Origin of the sequence: Pseudomonas sp. ANT_H12B (genome assembly GCF_008369325.1) — a bacterium.
Taxonomy (GTDB): Bacteria; Pseudomonadota; Gammaproteobacteria; order Pseudomonadales; family Pseudomonadaceae; genus Aquipseudomonas.
In genome coordinates this window covers 116,104-131,680 of sequence record NZ_VOBI01000005.1, presented here as the reverse complement: position 1 = coordinate 131,680, position 15,577 = coordinate 116,104, and the positions used below count along the sequence as shown (strand labels likewise).

Below are 15,577 nucleotides of genomic sequence, written 5' to 3'. Positions count from 1 at the left end.
TACGGCCAACACCGTCATTGATCGTGTGAATCTTCCTAGCGTGGCGTGGCCTGATCAGACGGCTGGCGATGGATGCGCTATACAATGCAACGACCAAGCGCAAAGGAATCGCCATGATCCACGACACTTTCTGGCTGACCGCGAGTGACCGCAGCCGCCTCTTCGTCAACCAGTGGCTGCCCGCCGCGCCTTTAAAAGCCGTGATCCTGCTGGCCCATGGCATGGCGGAACACAGTGATCGCTACGCCCGTCTGGCGGAAAAGTTCTGCGAGCAAGGATATGGCGTGTACGCACCGGATCTGCGCGGACATGGCAAAACTGCCGAAAACGGGACACTCGGCCATTTCGCCGACGATGATGGTTGGTGCAAGGTAGTCGGCGACCTGGCCAGCCTCAATCAGCACATCGGCCAACAGCATCCCGGCGTGCCAATCGTGTTGCTCGGCCACAGCATGGGCAGTTACATCGCCCAGGCTTATCTGCTGCATCACAGCGCCAGCCTGCATGGCGCGGTGCTCAGTGGTTCCAACTTCCAGCCCGTGGCGCTCTATCGCGCGGCGCGGCAAATCGCCCGTCTCGAAAAGCTGCGTCAGGGCGCCAAGGGGCGTAGCGCGCTGATCGAATGGTTGTCGTTCGGCTCGTTCAACAAAAAATTCAAACCGGTGCGCACAACGTTTGACTGGCTCAGCCGCGATCCGACGGAGGTCGACCTGTACGTCAACGACCCGCTCTGCGGCTTTCGCTGCACCAATCAGCTCTGGATCGATTTGCTCGGCGGCTTGCAGCAAATCAGCAAAGCGTCCAATCTCGCTCAGATCGATCCGGGCCTGCCGCTGCTGGTGATAGGCGGTGAATGTGATCCGGTGAGTGAAGGCAAACGTCTGACAGATCTGGCCCATGCGTTACGCGCGGCCGGCAGCCAGAGCCTGCAACTGACTATTTACCCACAGGCACGGCACGAACTGTTCAACGAGAGCAACCGCGATGAAGTGATCAATGACGTGTTGAACTGGATCGCCCAGGCGCTGAGCCATCGCCGGCCACCCAGATCGGAATAGTTTTTTTGTGGATTTTTTTATTCGTCACAGGAATTGAAACAGATGACCCAGGTTACCAACACCCCTTACGAAGCCCTTGAAGTCGGCCAGACCGCCAGCTACAGCAAGACGGTCGAAGAGCGCGACATTCAGTTGTTCGCCGCGATGTCCGGCGATCACAACCCGGTGCACCTGGACGCTGAATTCGCCGCCGGGACCATGTTCAAGGAGCGCATCGCTCACGGCATGTTCAGCGGTGCGCTGATCAGTGCTGCCGTTGCCTGCGAACTGCCTGGGCCGGGGACTATTTATATTGGCCAGCAGATGAGCTTTCAGAAGCCGGTGAAGATTGGCGACACCCTGACCGTGCGCCTGGAGATTCTCGAGAAACTGCCGAAGTTTCGCGTGCGGATTGCCACTCGTGTATTCAACCAGCGCGATGAATTGGTAGTGGATGGCGAGGCGGAGATTCTGGCGCCGCGTAAGCAACAGACTGTGACGTTGCCGACATTGCCGGCGATCAGCATCGGCTGAACCTACTGATCGTTCCCACGCTCTGCGTGGGAACGATCATTTAACGATCATCGCTCTCCTTCCTGCACCTGCACACTCGCCGTCATCCCCGAACTCAAATTCATCCCTTCCGGTAACTTATCAATCTTGATCCGTACCGGAATCCGCTGCGCCAACCTCACCCAGTTAAACGTCGGTTCCACCTCCGCCAGCAATTGCCCATCGGGTGTGGTGTTGCGATCGGTAATCCCGCGGCTGATGCTTTCGACATGCCCTTGCAGCGCTTCCCCCGCGCTCATCAACCAGACCTTCACCGAATCGCCGACACGAATCCGTGGCAGTTTGGTTTCTTCGAAATACGCCTGCACATAGAAGGTCGAATCGTCGATCAACGCCATCACCGGTTGCCCGGCATTCACGTAATTGCCTTGGGCCAGACGCAGGTTGGTGATGTGCCCGCTGCGGGGCGCGTGGACCTGGCTGCGGGCGAGGTTGAGTTCCGCGACCTTGGCTTCGGCCTGGGCTTCACGCAGTTCGCCTCGGGCGATGCCGGCGTTGATCTGCGCGTTCTCGCGCAGCTCGGCACTGATCGCCTGTGGCCCCAGACTGGCCCGGCGACTGGCTTCGCGTTCACGCAAATTAAGTTGCTGCTGCCGGGTCTGGACCACGGCCTGAGCCTTTTCCAGGGCGGCTTCGAAACGATCGCGGTCGATGCTCAGCAACAGATCCCCGGCCTTGACCTGCTGGTTATCGAAGGCCTTGAGTTCACGCACCCAACCCGACACGTCCGGGGCGATCACCACCACGTCGGCGCGAATCCGTGCGTCGCGGGTCCAGGGCGTCAACATGTAGTACTGCCACAAATGAACGCCGGCAAAAATTGCCACCGCCACCAGGCACAAGGTTACGGCGACACGTACGGGTGTACGCATATTCCACTCCTTATAAAGGTCCGAGGACGACGGTGATCAGGGTCAATACACAGACGTACAAGGCGCAATCAAACAATGCTTCGTGCCAGATCCAGCGACCGGCCGGGGTCAGGCGCAAGAGCATGCGCAAGGCCCCGGTGACGAGCAGCGCCAGCAGCACATAAATCAGGAACGGACTGAGCAGCACTCCGCCCACCGACCATTCACGCAACCCCATGACTCTCCTCCTGCTGACGACACCAGGCACGCCAGCTGTTCTGCAATTGCAGCACTGCGCCCTGGGCCAGCTTCACGGCATCACTGGGAGGCAAGGCATACAAGGTCTTCAAGAATTCTTCGCTGGGATCTGCCAACGCTTCGGCGCGACTGCCCGCAGGGCCTTGCTCCAGGATGTTTTCCAGTTGTTCCAGATACCGTCGTTGCTGCGCACTGACCGGCGCTTGCGCTACTGCCAGGCTCAAGCGTAGATGCAGCAATTCGTCGCCGATATCCAGGCCGAGCAAGCCGTCGTCCCAGCGACTGCGCGCCGGTTCCGGCAACTCCGGATAATGCCGCGCCAGTTGCAGCAGGCGGTCGGCCATGCGCCCGCCGAACCAGCTTTCGGCACCTCGCAGGTTGCGCCGTGTCAGGCGCACCAAATCGCCGAGGGTCGCCGCCAGCAAACGTCGGCCATGCCACGTCGGGTTGCGCAGGATCAGCAAATGAAACGCCAGTACGGCGGCGCCAACACCGACCACGATGGATTGAGCGCTGTTGAAGAACGTCGCAACATCGAATTTCATCACGTTGAGCGGGGAGACCAGCACGATGAAGTGCAGACAAAATGAGGTAGCCGTCGCACCGATCTGCGGTTTGGCCATGCCCAGCGCACCGAGAAACAATGGCACGCCCATGCCCATGCACAGCAAGGCAAAACCACTCCATTGCGGCAACAGAATCTGCCCGACGATAAACGCGACCGGAATTGCCAAGAAAATCCCCCGCATAAAACTCATGCCGATCTGAGCGCCATTCTCGCGGCTGGCAAACAGACTACACACCACGCACGTCAACAGCAGTGCGCCGGAGGCGGCGGGCCACGCGGTCGCCAACCAGAAGCACGAGACCACCAGAAACGCCAACGCACTTCGGGCACCGAACATCAGCGCCAATGACAGGTCGCGGTGCGGTGTCAGGGTTCGCGGTGGATCGATCGTTTCCTTACCCTCCTCCACCGCTTTCAATGCAGCAGTCGCCGCCATGGCGGTATCGAGCAACAAGGAAAAACGAGCCAGGCAGTAACTCTGTGCGGAGCTGATGTGCATGTCGTGGGAGGCGTCGAGCAACCTCGGCCGTAACGCTTGCAGAGTCGCGGTATCGGCACTGGATAGCGCTTCCTGCACCTCGTTCATCCACGGTCGAAGTTGCTCGGACTCCTGGGGTTCCAACTGCTGCCACTGGCGCCCCACGGAACGGGCGATACGCAGCAGCATCAACAGCTTCTGGCTCAATCCGCTGATGGCCCGCGCTCGTTGCCGACCAAGACCACCTTCAAACCAGGCATGCTCTCGCTGGGCATCCACCGCGACGATTCTGCCGAGGATTTCCAACAGACCTTTACGTGCCTGACCATCACCGGCCAGCGTCGCGCGCGCCGCATTCATCCCGCTCTGCCAGGCCGCTCGCGCCTGATCCGCCAGTTGTCGCTCGACCCGCATCGGCCACAGCAACGCGCTGGCGGCGGTGGCGCAAAGAATACCCAGGCAGATTTCCGTGCAGCGCGCCACGGCTTGATCGAAAACCGTCAACGGATGGGTAATGGCCGGCAACGCTATGATCGCCACTGTGTAACCGGCCAGCACAAACGAATAGGACCAGGCGCTGCGCAGCAAGGTCGAACTCGCCGTACACAGCCCCAGCCACAACGCCAATGCCAGCAAAAACAACCACGGCGTCTGGGCGAACAATCCCATGAACACCACCGACATGATCGTCCCGATCAGCGTGCCCAGCAGTCGTGCCAGGCCCTTTTGCACCACCATTCCGGACAAGGGCTGGGCGACGATAAACGCCGTCATCAAGGCCCAGGCCGGTTGCTCCAGGCCCCAGCGCAATGCCAGCCACAGCGCCAGGCCGCCGCCGATCAAGGTTTTGATCGCGAACTGCAAGGCGCGACGGTCAGGCGCAAACAAAGCCTGCAAAGTGATAGGCACGTAAAGCTCTCTTGAAAAGACGATTTAACGATAGTCGGGTTCGGTTCAGTCACTTGAAAAACAAATTATTAGCTAGCTAACTAACAGCCGTCCAGCGCTAATTCCCAGGCACAAAAAAACGCCAGACTGGCTGGCGTTTTTGACAGGCCACGAGCGCTTACGAGCGTGCGCGAGCCTGGTTACGCAGGGCTTTTACCTGATCGTGATTGCGTTGCACGCCGTGGTACTGACGTTCAACCAGGTCACGAATGCCCACCAGGTTGTGTTTGTTGATTTTTTCGATGGCCTCTTTGTAAGCCTTCAGCGCATGGTCTTCACCGCGTTCGGCTTCGTTCAGCACGGCTTCTTCATCCTGGCCGGTGAACATCGCTTTCACGTCGACCCAGCGGCGGTGCAGATCACCGCTGACACTGGTGGACGTTTCCGGATCACCGCCCATGGATCGTACAGCGGCCTGCAATTCAGAAGCAGCCGTCGCGCAGTCCGCCGAACGTTGCATGAACAGGCTTTTGAGTTCAGGGTGTTTGATGTCTTCAGCGCAAGTCTTGAACCCTTCCTGACCGTCTTTGCTGGTTTCGATCAGGTCGTTGAGTACAGAGATCGCTTCTTTATTCATGTCAGTCATTTTTCAATTCCTTGCGGTTGATGAAAGATGCATTAGATATTGCACCCTGCATGCCAGCTTTGAACTGATAAATTAATTCTTATATTTCAAGCGCTTAGATATAACAACGAAATCTGTATCCGCTTTTTTTGCATGAACTGTCATTTGGCCTGCATGCAGAATGCCTGTATTTTCCAGACTGATTGAAACAAGACGACTGATAGATGAATCCTGAAAAGCTCGAACTGCTGATTACCCGTGAAATGCCCTTCGGCAAGTACAAGGGCCGAATCATTGCCGACCTGCCCGGCCAGTACCTGAACTGGTTTGCCCGGGAAGGTTTCCCCCATGGTGAACTCGGTGGCTTGCTGGCCCTGATGCAGGAAATCGATCACAACGGTTTGTCGGAACTGCTCGACCCCCTACGCGCCAAACATGGCAAACCTGCCCCCCGCCATTGATCCTGACCGAGTAGCCAATGCCCGATAACACCCGTCGTGCCCGTGATGAAGCGTTCTGGCTAACCTTTGCCGACCGTTATGCGGTCGAACCCGGCCCGGTCAATCTGGAAAACGGTTACTTCGGGCGCATGTCCCGAACGGTGGTCGAGGAGTATCAGCGCAACATCGAACTCATCAACCGTGGCAACTCGGTGCACGTGCGCCAGCGCTTCGAACACGGCGAAAGCCAGGAGATCCGTGCACAGCTCGCTGAACTGGTAGGCGTATCCGCCGAAACCGTCGCCCTCACCCGCAATGCGTCCGACGGTCTGCAATCGCTGATCCGCAACTACAACCGCCTGACGCCGGGCGATCAGGTGCTGATTTGTGATCTGGAATACGACACGGTCAAAGGCGCAATGCGCTGGCTGGCGCGCAATCGCGGCGCCGAGGTGATCGAGATCGAGCACGCGCATCCCGCCAGTTTCGACAGTTTGCTCACCACTTACCGCGAAGCCTTCGTACGTTATCCGCGACTAAAACTGATGGTCCTGACCCACGTCACCCATCGCACCGGACTGGTGATGCCGGTGCAGGCAATTGCTTCGGCCGCCAGAGAACATGGCGTCGACGTGATCCTCGACGGCGCTCATGCGCTCGGGCAGATCGAGTTCAATCTCGATGACTTGGGCATCGCCTTCGCCGGCTACAACCTGCACAAATGGATCGGCGCGCCACTGACCCTGGGTTTCATCTACATAGCCCCTGAGCGATTGGCCGACATCGATCCGGACATGGGCGAGATGCATTTTCCGCTCACCGACATCCGCGCTCGAACGACCTACAGCACGCCGAACATTCCGGCACTGCTGACCCTGCCGCTGGTGTTCGAAGAGCATCATGCGATGGGTGGTGCCGCCGCCAAGGGCGCACGGCTCAATTACCTGCGTAACCTGTGGGTCGGCGCGGTGCGCGAGCTGCCGGGAATCGAAGTCCTGACCCCCGATGACCCGCGACTGTATTGCGGCATCACTTCGTTGCGCTTTACCCGACATGCCGATCAACAGGCGATGGTGGAGAGGCTGCTCAGCGACTACAACCTGTTTACCGTGATGCGCAGCGGTGCGGCGTGTGGTCCGTGCATCCGCATCACCCCGGGGTTCACTACGACTGCAGCGGACATGAGGTTACTCATCAGGGCGCTGAACGAACTGCGCTGATATCACACGGTGTATTTGTCGAAGTCCTCAGGCTTGATCTGCGTCGACACCGCAAACGTGTCGATACCGATGGTCGTGTAGCCGAAAAATCCGTCTTCATTCGAGTCTCGACCAAGGGTGTGAACCTTCAAGGTCGAGGCTTCGCCGCCCATGTTTTCGTAGAAGAAGTCTTGATCGTTGCTCAGCGGCGAAACCGTTCGACCCCGGTACTCGTTAGCGTTGAGTACCGAGCGCGAGACCACTTCGGGAAAGTAAAGCTGACCGACCCAGGCGACGTGTCGCTCTTGCAGGTAGTTGTTGCCCGCGGTAATGCGCACGGCGACGTGAATGTGCAGCGTACGGCCGGCATAGAACCCCGGATAAATCGTGGTAAACCGCACCATGCCTTTTTTATCGGTGAATTGCCCGCCCCGCAGATAGGTGTCGTCGTCGGTGCGCGGGATCGAACCGATGGCATCGGCGTCGACTTCCTGATCCGGATTGACCTTACTCCAGCCCGAATACGCCCCGCGCGCGTTGCAGTGCCAGATATCCACTAGCGCGTCGGTGACCGGCAGACCGGTCATGGCATCGACAATCGCCAGCCGTAGGACCAAGGGAATACCTTCGGCGCCTTCGCTGATGTTTCGTCTGATCAATTTCGGGTTTCGGAAATACGGGCCGGCGATCTGTTCCGGGGAAAGCTGGTAAACCAGTGGTGTGGGTGCAATCGAGGTGTTGTCGTCCATGACGTTCTCTCTTCCATAAGATGAACGCAGGCTAGCACTGGCCGAAAGTCGGTATGCGTTAACTATGTATCGCTTGGTTTCATGTCTTTTTTTTGGCAAAAAAAACGGTGCACCGACCAAGCGCACCGTAAAGCCGTAGAACACACAACGAAGTGTTTGGTAAAGAATCAGTCCAGCAGCGCCAATGCCTCAGCGGTGCATTCTTGAATGCGGGCCCAGTCGCCGTTCTTGATCCACTCAGGGTCAAGCATCCAGCTACCGCCCACGCACATGACGTTTTTCAACGCCATGTAGCTCTTGATGTTGGCCGGGCTGACGCCGCCAGTCGGGCAGAATTTCACTTCACCGAACGGGCCGCCGAGGGCTTTGATCGCCGCGACGCCGCCGCTGACTTCCGCCGGGAACAACTTGAAGCGGCGATAACCCAGACCGTAGCCTTCCATGATGCCCGAAGCATTGCTGATACCTGGCAACAGCGGAATCGGGCTGTCGACACTCGCTTCCAGCAGGTCACGGGTGATACCCGGTGTGACGATGAACTGCGAGCCGGCCGCTTCGGCAGCGGCGAGCATGGTGCGATCCAGCACCGTGCCGGCACCGGTCACCAGCTCCGGACGCTGCTCGCGCAGAATCTGGATAGCCTTGAGACCGAACTGCGAGCGCAGGGTCACTTCGAGGGCTGTCAGGCCACCGGCGGCAAGGGCGTCGGCCAGCGGCAGAACGTCCTGCTCGCGGGCAATGGTGATCACCGGCAGAATCCGCGCCTTGGCGCAGAGGCTGTCGATCAGGGCAACTTTATCCGCCATGGAAACGGTCGGGGATGTGTTTTTCATAGCGGCTGATCCTTGGTTCATGGGCACCAGTAAATCTCTAACGTAGGTTGCAGAAACGCGCGAATCGGCATTGCGGCGACATCGTCACCGGCCAATGCGGCACTCAGGGTGGTCAGCTTGGACTGACCGGAAATCGATAGAACGGTGGTCTTGGCCGAGGCCAACAACGCACGACTCATGGTCAGGCGCTGATGCGGCACGGTCGGCGCCAGCATCGGATAGCAACGGCGCGTGCCGTCGACTTTCAAGGCGTCGGCCAAGTTCGGGCTATTCGGGAACAACGAGGCCGTATGACCGTCGTCGCCCATGCCCAGTATCAGCACGTCGATCGGCGGCAATTCACCGAGCAAGCGATCAGCCTGATCGGCAGCCAGTTCAAGGTTGGCGCTGGCGCTGTACAAGCTCAGGAACTGCGCCTTGGCCGCCGGCCCTTGCAACAGGTAACGCTTGAGCAGACCGGCATTGCTGTCGGCGTGTTCCACCGGCACCCAGCGCTCGTCGGCCAGCGTGACGACAACCTTGGACCAGTCCAGTTTCTGCTTGGCCAGGTTCTGGAAAAACGCCACCGGGCTGCGTCCACCTGACACCACCAGCGTCGCGGTGCCACGAGCGTCGATTGCGTCGCTCAGTTGCTTGGCCACATTCAGCGCCAAACCATCGGCCAGCAGCACCGGGCTCTTGAACTCATGAGCGCTGACGCCCTGAGGCAGTTTCAATTCAGATATCGCCATACCACGACCTCCCATCCCGCGTAATCAGTGCAATGGAACTCATTGGTCCCCAGGACCCGGCCGCGTACGGCTTGGGCGCATCACCGGATTTTTTCCACCCGGCGATCAACTGGTCACACCACTTCCACGCGGCTTCGATTTCATCTTTACGGACAAACAGGTTCTGATTGCCGCGCATCACTTCCAGCAACAACCGTTCGTAGGCATCGGGAATCCGTGCGCTGCGATAGGTGTCGGAAAAATTCAGCTGCAACGGACCGCTGCGCAGCTGCATGCCCTTGTCCAGGCCTTGTTCTTTGGTCATCACGCGCAAGGAAATACCTTCGTCCGGTTGCAGGCGGATAATCAGCTTGTTGCTGATTTGCAGGCGCTGCTCGGGAGCGAAGATGTAGTGCGAGGGTTCCTTGAAATGGATGACGATCTGCGACAGCTTCTGCGGCATGCGCTTGCCGGTACGCAGGTAAAACGGCACGCCGGCCCAACGCCAGTTGCGGATATCGGCACGCAGGGCGACGAAGGTTTCAGTGTCGCTCTGGGTATTGGAGTTAGGTTCTTCCAGGTAACCGGGAACCGATTTGCCTTCGCTGTAACCAGCGATGTACTGGCCGCGCACCACCTGAGTGGTCAGGCCTTCGGGGCTGATCGGCGCCAGTGCCTTGAGCACTTTGACTTTCTCGTCACGGATGCTGTCGGCGGACAGGTCGGCCGGTGGGTCCATGGCGATCAGGCAAAGCAGTTGCAGCAGGTGATTCTGAATCATGTCCCGCAGCTGACCGGCCTTGTCAAAGTAACCCCAGCGGCCTTCGATCCCGACCTTCTCGGCCACGGTGATTTCCACGTGGGAGATATAATTCTGGTTCCACTGGGTTTCGAACAGGCTGTTGGCAAAACGCAGGGCGATCAGGTTTTGCACCGTCTCTTTTCCCAGGTAGTGGTCGATGCGATAGGTGCGGTTCTCCGGGAAGAACTGCGCCACGGCGTCGTTGACCTTGCGCGAGGACTCCAGGTCCGAACCGATGGGTTTTTCCAGTACCACACGGGTGTTTTCGGTCAGGCCGACCTTCGACAAGTTCTCGCAGATTGCGCCGTAAACGGCCGCCGGAGTGGCGAAGTAGGCAATCACTCGTTGGGCGCTGCCAGCCATTTCGGCCAGGGCGACGTAGTCGTCAGCCTTGAGGAAGTCGACGTGCAGGTAACTCAGGCGAGCGAGGAAACGTTCGACCACGGCTTCGTCCAGCTCTTTATCACTGACGTATCGGCGCAGCTCGGCGGCGATGAATGCCAAATGCTGCTGCTCACTGCCAGGCTCACGGGCCAGCGCGATAATTCGCGTGTCCTCGTGCAAGAGACCTGCGCCATCGAGTTGATAAAGGGCAGGAAACAGCTTGCGCAGGGCCAGATCGCCGAGGGCGCCGAACAAGGCAAAGGTGCACGGTTCAACCGTAATCGAGGGCATGATGTTGGTTCTTTTATCAAGTTAAGCTACAAATACCTTTTTTCAAGGCATCACTCAAGGGAAAATGTAGTAATAACCACAACATTTTCGCAAAATACAGATTCCGAGTGGTGGTCGGTCGGAGCCATCAGTAGGATAGGCCACCGTTTGGGGCTGCATCAAAGGCCCAATTTGCATAGCAACACGCTTGCTTGCATCGCAGAGCACTCTTGTAGGCGAACCAAGGAAACCATATGGACCGCGTGCGAAATTTACTGGAACAGATCCAGAATCGCCTTGAAGACCTGAACAAGGCAGAACGCAAAGTCGCCGAAGTGATCCTGCTCAACCCACAGCAGGCCACCCGGTTCAGCATCGCCGCCCTCGCCCAGGCTTCAAAGGTCAGCGAGCCGACGGTCAACCGTTTCTGCCGTTCGTTCGGCGTCAGCGGGTATCCGGAACTCAAGCTTCAGCTGGCGCAAAGCCTGGCCAGTGGCGCGGCGTATGTCAGCCGTGCGGTCGAGGCCGATGATAACCCTGAGGCGTATACCAAGAAGATTTTCGGCAGCGCCATCGCCTCGTTGGACAGTGCCTTGCAGGCGCTGGACCCGAACCTGATCAGCCGCGCTGTCGATCTGTTGATCCAGGCCCGGCAGATCCACTTCTTTGGCCTCGGCGCCTCGGCCCCGGTGGCGCTGGATGCGCAGCACAAATTCTTCCGCTTCAACCTGGCCGTCACCGCCCATGCGGACGTACTGATGCAACGCATGATTGCGTCGGTGGCCCACACCGGTGAGTTGTTCGTGATCATCTCCTACACCGGGCGCACCCGCGAACTGGTGGAAGTGGCGCGCATCGCCCGGGAGAACGGCGCTTCGGTGCTGGGACTGACGGCAGAAGGTTCACCATTGGCCAAGGCCAGTACGTTGAGCCTGAACATTCCGCTGCCGGAAGACACCGACATCTATATGCCGATGACGTCGCGGATCATTCAGTTGACGGTGCTGGATGTGCTGGCGACAGGCATGACTTTGCGCCGCGGTGTGGATTTCCAACCGCATTTGCGCAAGATCAAAGAGAGTTTGAATGCCAGTCGGTATCCGATTGGGGATGAATTTAACTAGGCCGACATCTCCATCGTCAGAACTGACCTCATCGCGAGCAGGCTCGCTCCCACAGGGGAATGCATTCCAAATGTGGGAGCGAGCCTGCTCGCGATGGCGTCAGCCGCTACAACGCAAGTCTTGGACTAAGCCCCAACACGCGCCTGCAAACTCAAATGCGCCCTCTCCCCCGGCGCCAGGCTCAGGCTATCGGTCCCGCCACTCGCGGCTTCAACACACACAAACTCCGAAATCTCATTCCAGCTCACTCCCAGCAACGGCCGCGTGCCCGGATGCCAGACGACTGTGTCTGCATGGTCACCGGTATCGATGCACAACTCGCGCTGCCAGGCGTGGTCCTTGAGTTGCAATTCGCCGTCATGCTGGAACACGCGCTGACAGCCACCATCAACTCGCAACTCACCTTCCTGCTGGCAAACCTGGCGGTTCAACTGGTCGTAACCTTGCGCTCCGTCGAGCCCAGACAGCGCTACCTCACCGACGTCGCCAATACGCCAATAGGCATGCAACGCCTGACTCAATTGGCACGGCAGGCTGTCTTGGTGCTCGGTGCTCAGGCGCAAATCCATACGCTCGCCCAAGTGCGCATGCAGGTCCACTTGCCAGTCGCATAGCTGGAGTTGCCAGTGCAGATGCACGCCATCGTCATCATGGCTGCTATCCAGCAGCTTCCAGTCGATCAACCGCGCCCAGCCGTGGGATGGCCATGCGTTTTCGCTCGGATGACGGCCATACCACGGCCAGCACACCGGCACGCCGCCACGAATCGCACCGACCTGCGGCCACTTCGCCGCGCACCAGAGCCAGGGTTTCTGGCCCGTTGGCTGAAAGTGCAGCAACTGCGCACCCTGCCGACTGAACACCGCCTGACACAGCAGATGGTCGATCACCAGCACGTCGCGCTTCTGATAGCGCTCCCACGCAAACACCGGCCGTTCGCGCAAGGATTTGAAGAAGCGTTGTAGCGGATGCTCATGCATGTGCCACGGTCCTGAAAATCACCCGGGGTGCGCCCCCCAAAAAAAGCGGACAGCCAAGGCTGTCCGCAAAAATGCGCACATAGAGAGGAGCTTATCGCAACAACGTTAGAACACCGACTGAATTTTCAGGCCGGCCACCAGCGCGTTGTCGACTTCATCAACCCCGCCCGGGTGAGTGATGTATTGCAGGTTAGGACGCACGGTCAGCCAGTTGGTAACGTGGAAGCCGTAGTTGATCTCGTAGTTGTACTCGGTGCTACGCAACGGCGCGAACAGTGGGTTCTGATAGTCAGTGACATTGTTGGAGGCGTTGACCAGCTCGGCGTTTTTCTTCACGTCATCGTTGACATGGATACGGGCGGCACCAATACCGAAGTCATCCTTCGGACGTGCATCGAACGGCCCTTTGTACACAAGCATCAGCGACTGGTAGTTGTCGACGATGTTGGTGTCCTTGTCGTGGAAAGTGGCGTTGGCGGCGATGTTCAGACCACGGCTCTTGTCACCGTTGTGGCTGGTGAGTTGTTGCTGCGCCACGAACCAGTAGCCGGACTTGCTGCTGTGGCTGCGATAGGCGTTGCCACTGGTTGCCGCATCATTGCCGTTGTCGTCTTCACGAACGTCATCAGCCTTGGCCGTGCTTTTGTAGTAACCGACACGGTATTCGCCCGGCAGATTGCCTGGGTTAGGCAGCCAAACCAGTTCGACCGGCAACACGGTGCCTTTGGTACCACTGCCGCTGAGCTTGAAGCCGTTACCGTGCTCCAGTTGCGATGGGTTCTGGTTGTACGCGCCGATCTGCGCATAGAACTCAGGCGAGATGTTGTATTTCACACGGATCGCGGCCTGGCTGACCGGCCAGTTGTACCAGATGTTGGTCGCCCAGTTACCCACCTGGGAACCGCAAAATGCCAGGTTCTGGAACTCGCACGGGAAGGTGTTGAAGTCTTCGCCTTCACCGAAGTAACCGGCCTTGACGTCCAGTTTACCGTCGAGGAACTGGTGCTTGATCCACAGTTGGGTCAGACGGACCATATGGCCACGACCGTAGACTTCCTGGGAGGAACTCAAGGTGCCGGCACGCGGGTCGCCGACACGGTCATTGGAGATGTTTTCACCGTTACGGTTGGTGAACTGGATCTTGGCCTGGGTGTTATCCCAGCCCCACAATTTTTGCAGGTCCAGCGCCACGCCCAAACCAAACTGGTCAGAGTAACGTGCAGTCTTGTCGTTGTTGTAGCCGCCGTGAAGATTGCCGCCCACTTCACCGACGTAGTCCATCTTGATGTCGATACCTTGCTCGATCAGCTTGGTCCGCTCGCCACCCCAATCACCGGTCATCCATTCGGAGTCGGCGCTGAACGCGTCAGCCGCGTGCACGCTACCGGCCAGCATCATTGCCGCAATCGCCGACAACTGGCAGATAAGCTGAGCGTTGTTGTTCTTCTTCATCCCTACATCCTCGTTTTATTGTTATTAACTGTTTTTATTTAACGCGGTTTACATCGATTGCGACGCACGACAGTCCGGGCGCCACGGATCCCCCTGTGGGAGCGAGCCTGCTCGCGATTGCGGTGTATCAGCCGACATCGATGCTGGATGTCAGTCCGTCATCGCGAGCAGGCTCGCTCCCACATTTTTTGATTTTTATCTGCCTTTGAACTGGGCTACGTTGGCGCTGTGAGCTTCGGTTTTTGGCAGGCCGGCCACCCCCAGGCGTTCACCGGTCTTGGCGTCGAACAACAACACTTTCGATGGATCGAATTGCAGGGTCAGGGTCTCGCCCACGGCCGGTGCAACGTCCGGTGCCAGGCGGCAGCAGACTTTGGTTTCGTTGAGATTGACGAACACCAGGGTGTCGGGACCGGTCGGTTCGGTGACCTGGACTTCGGCACGAATGGTCGGCAAACCGTTCGGCTCACCGTTGGTCAACATGATCTGTTCCGGGCGCAGGCCCAGGATCACTTCGCGATCTTCGAGCCCTGCGTCCTGCATGCCCATTGGCAATTCGCAACGGGCCTGGCCGCTGTCGAGCAACGCCAGCAGACGACCGTCCTTGCGCTGCAAACGCAGGGGGATGAAGTTCATCGGCGGCGAGCCGATGAAGCTCGCCACGAACAGGTTGGCCGGGTTGTTGTAGATGTCTTTTGGCGTGCCGAATTGCTGAATGATCCCGTCCTTCATCACCGCCACTTTGTCGCCCAGGGTCATCGCTTCGATCTGGTCGTGAGTCACGTAAACCGTGGTGGTTTTCAGGCGTTGGTGCATCAGTTTCATTTCAGTGCGCATCTCAACGCGCAGCTTGGCGTCGAGGTTGGACAGCGGTTCGTCGAACAGGTAAATCTTTGGCCGACGTGCCAACGCACGGCCCATCGCCACACGCTGTTGCTGACCACCGGAGAGCTGGCCGGGTTTGCGGTTGAGCAAGTGTTCGATCTGCAGCAGCTTGGACACCCGCGCCACTTCCGTCTCGATGTCGGCGGCGGGCATTTTGCGGATCTTCAAGCCAAAGGCGATGTTCTCGCGCACGCTCATGGTCGGGTACAGCGCGTAAGACTGGAACACCATGGCGATGTCGCGGTCTTTCGGGCTCATGCCGCTGACGTCCTGGTCATCGATCATGATCGCGCCGCCGGTGATGGTCTCAAGGCCGGCGATGCAATTCATCAGGGTCGATTTTCCGCAACCCGAAGGTCCGACAAGAATCAGGAACTCACCGTCCTTGATCGACAGATCGATGTCCTTGAGGGTGTCCGGCAGGCCGGGGCCATAGGTCTTGTTTACATTGCGAAGTTCGAGCGTTGCCAT

At 58.6% G+C, this 15,577-nt stretch carries 16 protein-coding genes; 5 read left to right on the top strand and 11 right to left on the bottom strand.

Annotated elements, in window-relative coordinates:
- Window positions 1-113 precede the first annotated feature (113 nt).
- Both FQ185_RS10140 and FQ185_RS10135 read left to right on the top strand, forming a co-directional pair.
- A complete protein-coding gene (locus tag FQ185_RS10140) occupies window positions 114-1,058 on the top strand; it encodes an alpha/beta hydrolase (RefSeq protein WP_149417313.1) in 945 nt (314 codons plus the stop codon).
- A 42-nt stretch (window positions 1,059-1,100) separates the two neighbouring features.
- The gene (locus FQ185_RS10135; protein WP_008151121.1) at window positions 1,101-1,571 is read left to right on the top strand and encodes a MaoC family dehydratase; all 471 of its coding nucleotides are present in this window, start codon (window positions 1,101-1,103) and stop codon (window positions 1,569-1,571) included.
- A gap of 47 nt (window positions 1,572-1,618) precedes the next feature.
- Here FQ185_RS10135 and FQ185_RS10130 read toward each other — a convergent pair whose 3' ends face one another.
- From FQ185_RS10130 to FQ185_RS10115, 4 genes are all read right to left on the bottom strand, one after another.
- A complete protein-coding gene (locus tag FQ185_RS10130) occupies window positions 1,619-2,482 on the bottom strand; it encodes an HlyD family secretion protein (RefSeq protein ID WP_149417312.1) in 864 nt (287 codons plus the stop codon).
- A gap of 10 nt (window positions 2,483-2,492) precedes the next feature.
- Entirely contained in the window at window positions 2,493-2,699 is a 207-nt protein-coding gene (locus FQ185_RS10125) for a DUF1656 domain-containing protein (protein WP_149417311.1), read from the bottom strand.
- On the bottom strand, window positions 2,686-4,674 hold the full coding sequence (locus FQ185_RS10120; RefSeq protein WP_149417310.1) for an FUSC family protein: 1,989 nt from the start codon (window positions 4,672-4,674) through the stop codon (window positions 2,686-2,688). Before FQ185_RS10120 ends, FQ185_RS10125 begins: the two co-directional genes overlap by 14 nt.
- 157 nt (window positions 4,675-4,831) lie before the next feature.
- Window positions 4,832-5,299 carry a PA2169 family four-helix-bundle protein gene (locus tag FQ185_RS10115; protein WP_149417309.1) on the bottom strand — a complete coding sequence of 156 codons (468 nt, stop codon included), beginning with the start codon at window positions 5,297-5,299 and terminating at the stop codon, window positions 4,832-4,834.
- 203 nt (window positions 5,300-5,502) lie between these two features.
- Between FQ185_RS10115 and FQ185_RS10110 the strand changes: the two genes are divergently transcribed.
- Complete coding sequence (locus tag FQ185_RS10110) at window positions 5,503-5,739, top strand: DUF3820 family protein (RefSeq protein ID WP_092278897.1); 237 nt, start codon at window positions 5,503-5,505, stop codon at window positions 5,737-5,739.
- A gap of 17 nt (window positions 5,740-5,756) precedes the next feature.
- The gene (locus FQ185_RS10105) at window positions 5,757-6,938 is read left to right on the top strand and encodes an aminotransferase class V-fold PLP-dependent enzyme (RefSeq protein WP_149417308.1); all 1,182 of its coding nucleotides are present in this window, start codon (window positions 5,757-5,759) and stop codon (window positions 6,936-6,938) included.
- A 2-nt stretch (window positions 6,939-6,940) separates the two neighbouring features.
- On the opposite strand, the gene FQ185_RS10100 is transcribed toward FQ185_RS10105, so the two are convergent.
- From FQ185_RS10100 to zwf, 4 genes are all read right to left on the bottom strand, one after another.
- Window positions 6,941-7,666, bottom strand: coding sequence for an intradiol ring-cleavage dioxygenase (locus FQ185_RS10100; protein WP_149417307.1), 726 nt, complete (start codon window positions 7,664-7,666; stop codon window positions 6,941-6,943).
- A 167-nt stretch (window positions 7,667-7,833) separates the two neighbouring features.
- Window positions 7,834-8,499 carry a bifunctional 4-hydroxy-2-oxoglutarate aldolase/2-dehydro-3-deoxy-phosphogluconate aldolase gene (locus tag FQ185_RS10095; RefSeq protein WP_090187330.1) on the bottom strand — a complete coding sequence of 222 codons (666 nt, stop codon included), beginning with the start codon at window positions 8,497-8,499 and terminating at the stop codon, window positions 7,834-7,836.
- 17 nt (window positions 8,500-8,516) lie between these two features.
- Window positions 8,517-9,230, bottom strand: a complete 714-nt coding sequence (gene pgl, locus FQ185_RS10090; protein WP_149417306.1) for a 6-phosphogluconolactonase — start codon at window positions 9,228-9,230, stop codon at window positions 8,517-8,519.
- Window positions 9,217-10,686: a glucose-6-phosphate dehydrogenase gene (gene zwf, locus FQ185_RS10085; RefSeq protein ID WP_149417305.1), complete on the bottom strand. Its 1,470-nt coding sequence runs from the start codon at window positions 10,684-10,686 to the stop codon at window positions 9,217-9,219. Before zwf ends, pgl begins: the two co-directional genes overlap by 14 nt.
- Before the next feature lie 242 nt (window positions 10,687-10,928).
- On the opposite strand from zwf, the gene FQ185_RS10080 reads away from it, so the two are divergent.
- A complete protein-coding gene (locus FQ185_RS10080) occupies window positions 10,929-11,789 on the top strand; it encodes a MurR/RpiR family transcriptional regulator (RefSeq protein WP_177318169.1) in 861 nt (286 codons plus the stop codon).
- Between the two features lie 125 nt (window positions 11,790-11,914).
- On the opposite strand, the gene FQ185_RS10075 is transcribed toward FQ185_RS10080, so the two are convergent.
- The 3 genes from FQ185_RS10075 to FQ185_RS10065 form a co-directional block, all read right to left on the bottom strand.
- Complete coding sequence (locus tag FQ185_RS10075) at window positions 11,915-12,769, bottom strand: D-hexose-6-phosphate mutarotase (protein ID WP_149417304.1); 855 nt, start codon at window positions 12,767-12,769, stop codon at window positions 11,915-11,917.
- 105 nt (window positions 12,770-12,874) lie between these two features.
- The gene (locus FQ185_RS10070; protein ID WP_149417303.1) at window positions 12,875-14,221 is read right to left on the bottom strand and encodes a carbohydrate porin; all 1,347 of its coding nucleotides are present in this window, start codon (window positions 14,219-14,221) and stop codon (window positions 12,875-12,877) included.
- Window positions 14,222-14,416: 195 nt separating this feature from the next.
- Window positions 14,417-15,577, bottom strand: coding sequence for an ABC transporter ATP-binding protein (locus FQ185_RS10065; RefSeq protein WP_149417302.1), 1,161 nt, complete (start codon window positions 15,575-15,577; stop codon window positions 14,417-14,419).

What these genes read in the sequence shown, in the direction of transcription:
- FQ185_RS10100 (WP_149417307.1), bottom strand. Translation starts at nt 7,666, where the DNA reads ATGGACGACAACACCTCGATTGCACCCACACCACTGGTTTACCAGCTT.
- FQ185_RS10130 (WP_149417312.1), bottom strand. Translation starts at nt 2,482, where the DNA reads ATGCGTACACCCGTACGTGTCGCCGTAACCTTGTGCCTGGTGGCGGTG.
- FQ185_RS10140 (WP_149417313.1), top strand. Translation starts at nt 114, where the DNA reads ATGATCCACGACACTTTCTGGCTGACCGCGAGTGACCGCAGCCGCCTC.
- FQ185_RS10110 (WP_092278897.1), top strand. Translation starts at nt 5,503, where the DNA reads ATGAATCCTGAAAAGCTCGAACTGCTGATTACCCGTGAAATGCCCTTC.
- FQ185_RS10095 (WP_090187330.1), bottom strand. Translation starts at nt 8,499, where the DNA reads ATGAAAAACACATCCCCGACCGTTTCCATGGCGGATAAAGTTGCCCTG.
- FQ185_RS10125 (WP_149417311.1), bottom strand. Translation starts at nt 2,699, where the DNA reads ATGGGGTTGCGTGAATGGTCGGTGGGCGGAGTGCTGCTCAGTCCGTTC.
- FQ185_RS10075 (WP_149417304.1), bottom strand. Translation starts at nt 12,769, where the DNA reads ATGCATGAGCATCCGCTACAACGCTTCTTCAAATCCTTGCGCGAACGG.
- FQ185_RS10115 (WP_149417309.1), bottom strand. Translation starts at nt 5,299, where the DNA reads ATGACTGACATGAATAAAGAAGCGATCTCTGTACTCAACGACCTGATC.
- FQ185_RS10065 (WP_149417302.1), bottom strand. Translation starts at nt 15,577, where the DNA reads ATGGCAACGCTCGAACTTCGCAATGTAAACAAGACCTATGGCCCCGGC.
- FQ185_RS10105 (WP_149417308.1), top strand. Translation starts at nt 5,757, where the DNA reads ATGCCCGATAACACCCGTCGTGCCCGTGATGAAGCGTTCTGGCTAACC.
- FQ185_RS10135 (WP_008151121.1), top strand. Translation starts at nt 1,101, where the DNA reads ATGACCCAGGTTACCAACACCCCTTACGAAGCCCTTGAAGTCGGCCAG.
- FQ185_RS10070 (WP_149417303.1), bottom strand. Translation starts at nt 14,221, where the DNA reads ATGAAGAAGAACAACAACGCTCAGCTTATCTGCCAGTTGTCGGCGATT.
- zwf (WP_149417305.1), bottom strand. Translation starts at nt 10,686, where the DNA reads ATGCCCTCGATTACGGTTGAACCGTGCACCTTTGCCTTGTTCGGCGCC.
- pgl (WP_149417306.1), bottom strand. Translation starts at nt 9,230, where the DNA reads ATGGCGATATCTGAATTGAAACTGCCTCAGGGCGTCAGCGCTCATGAG.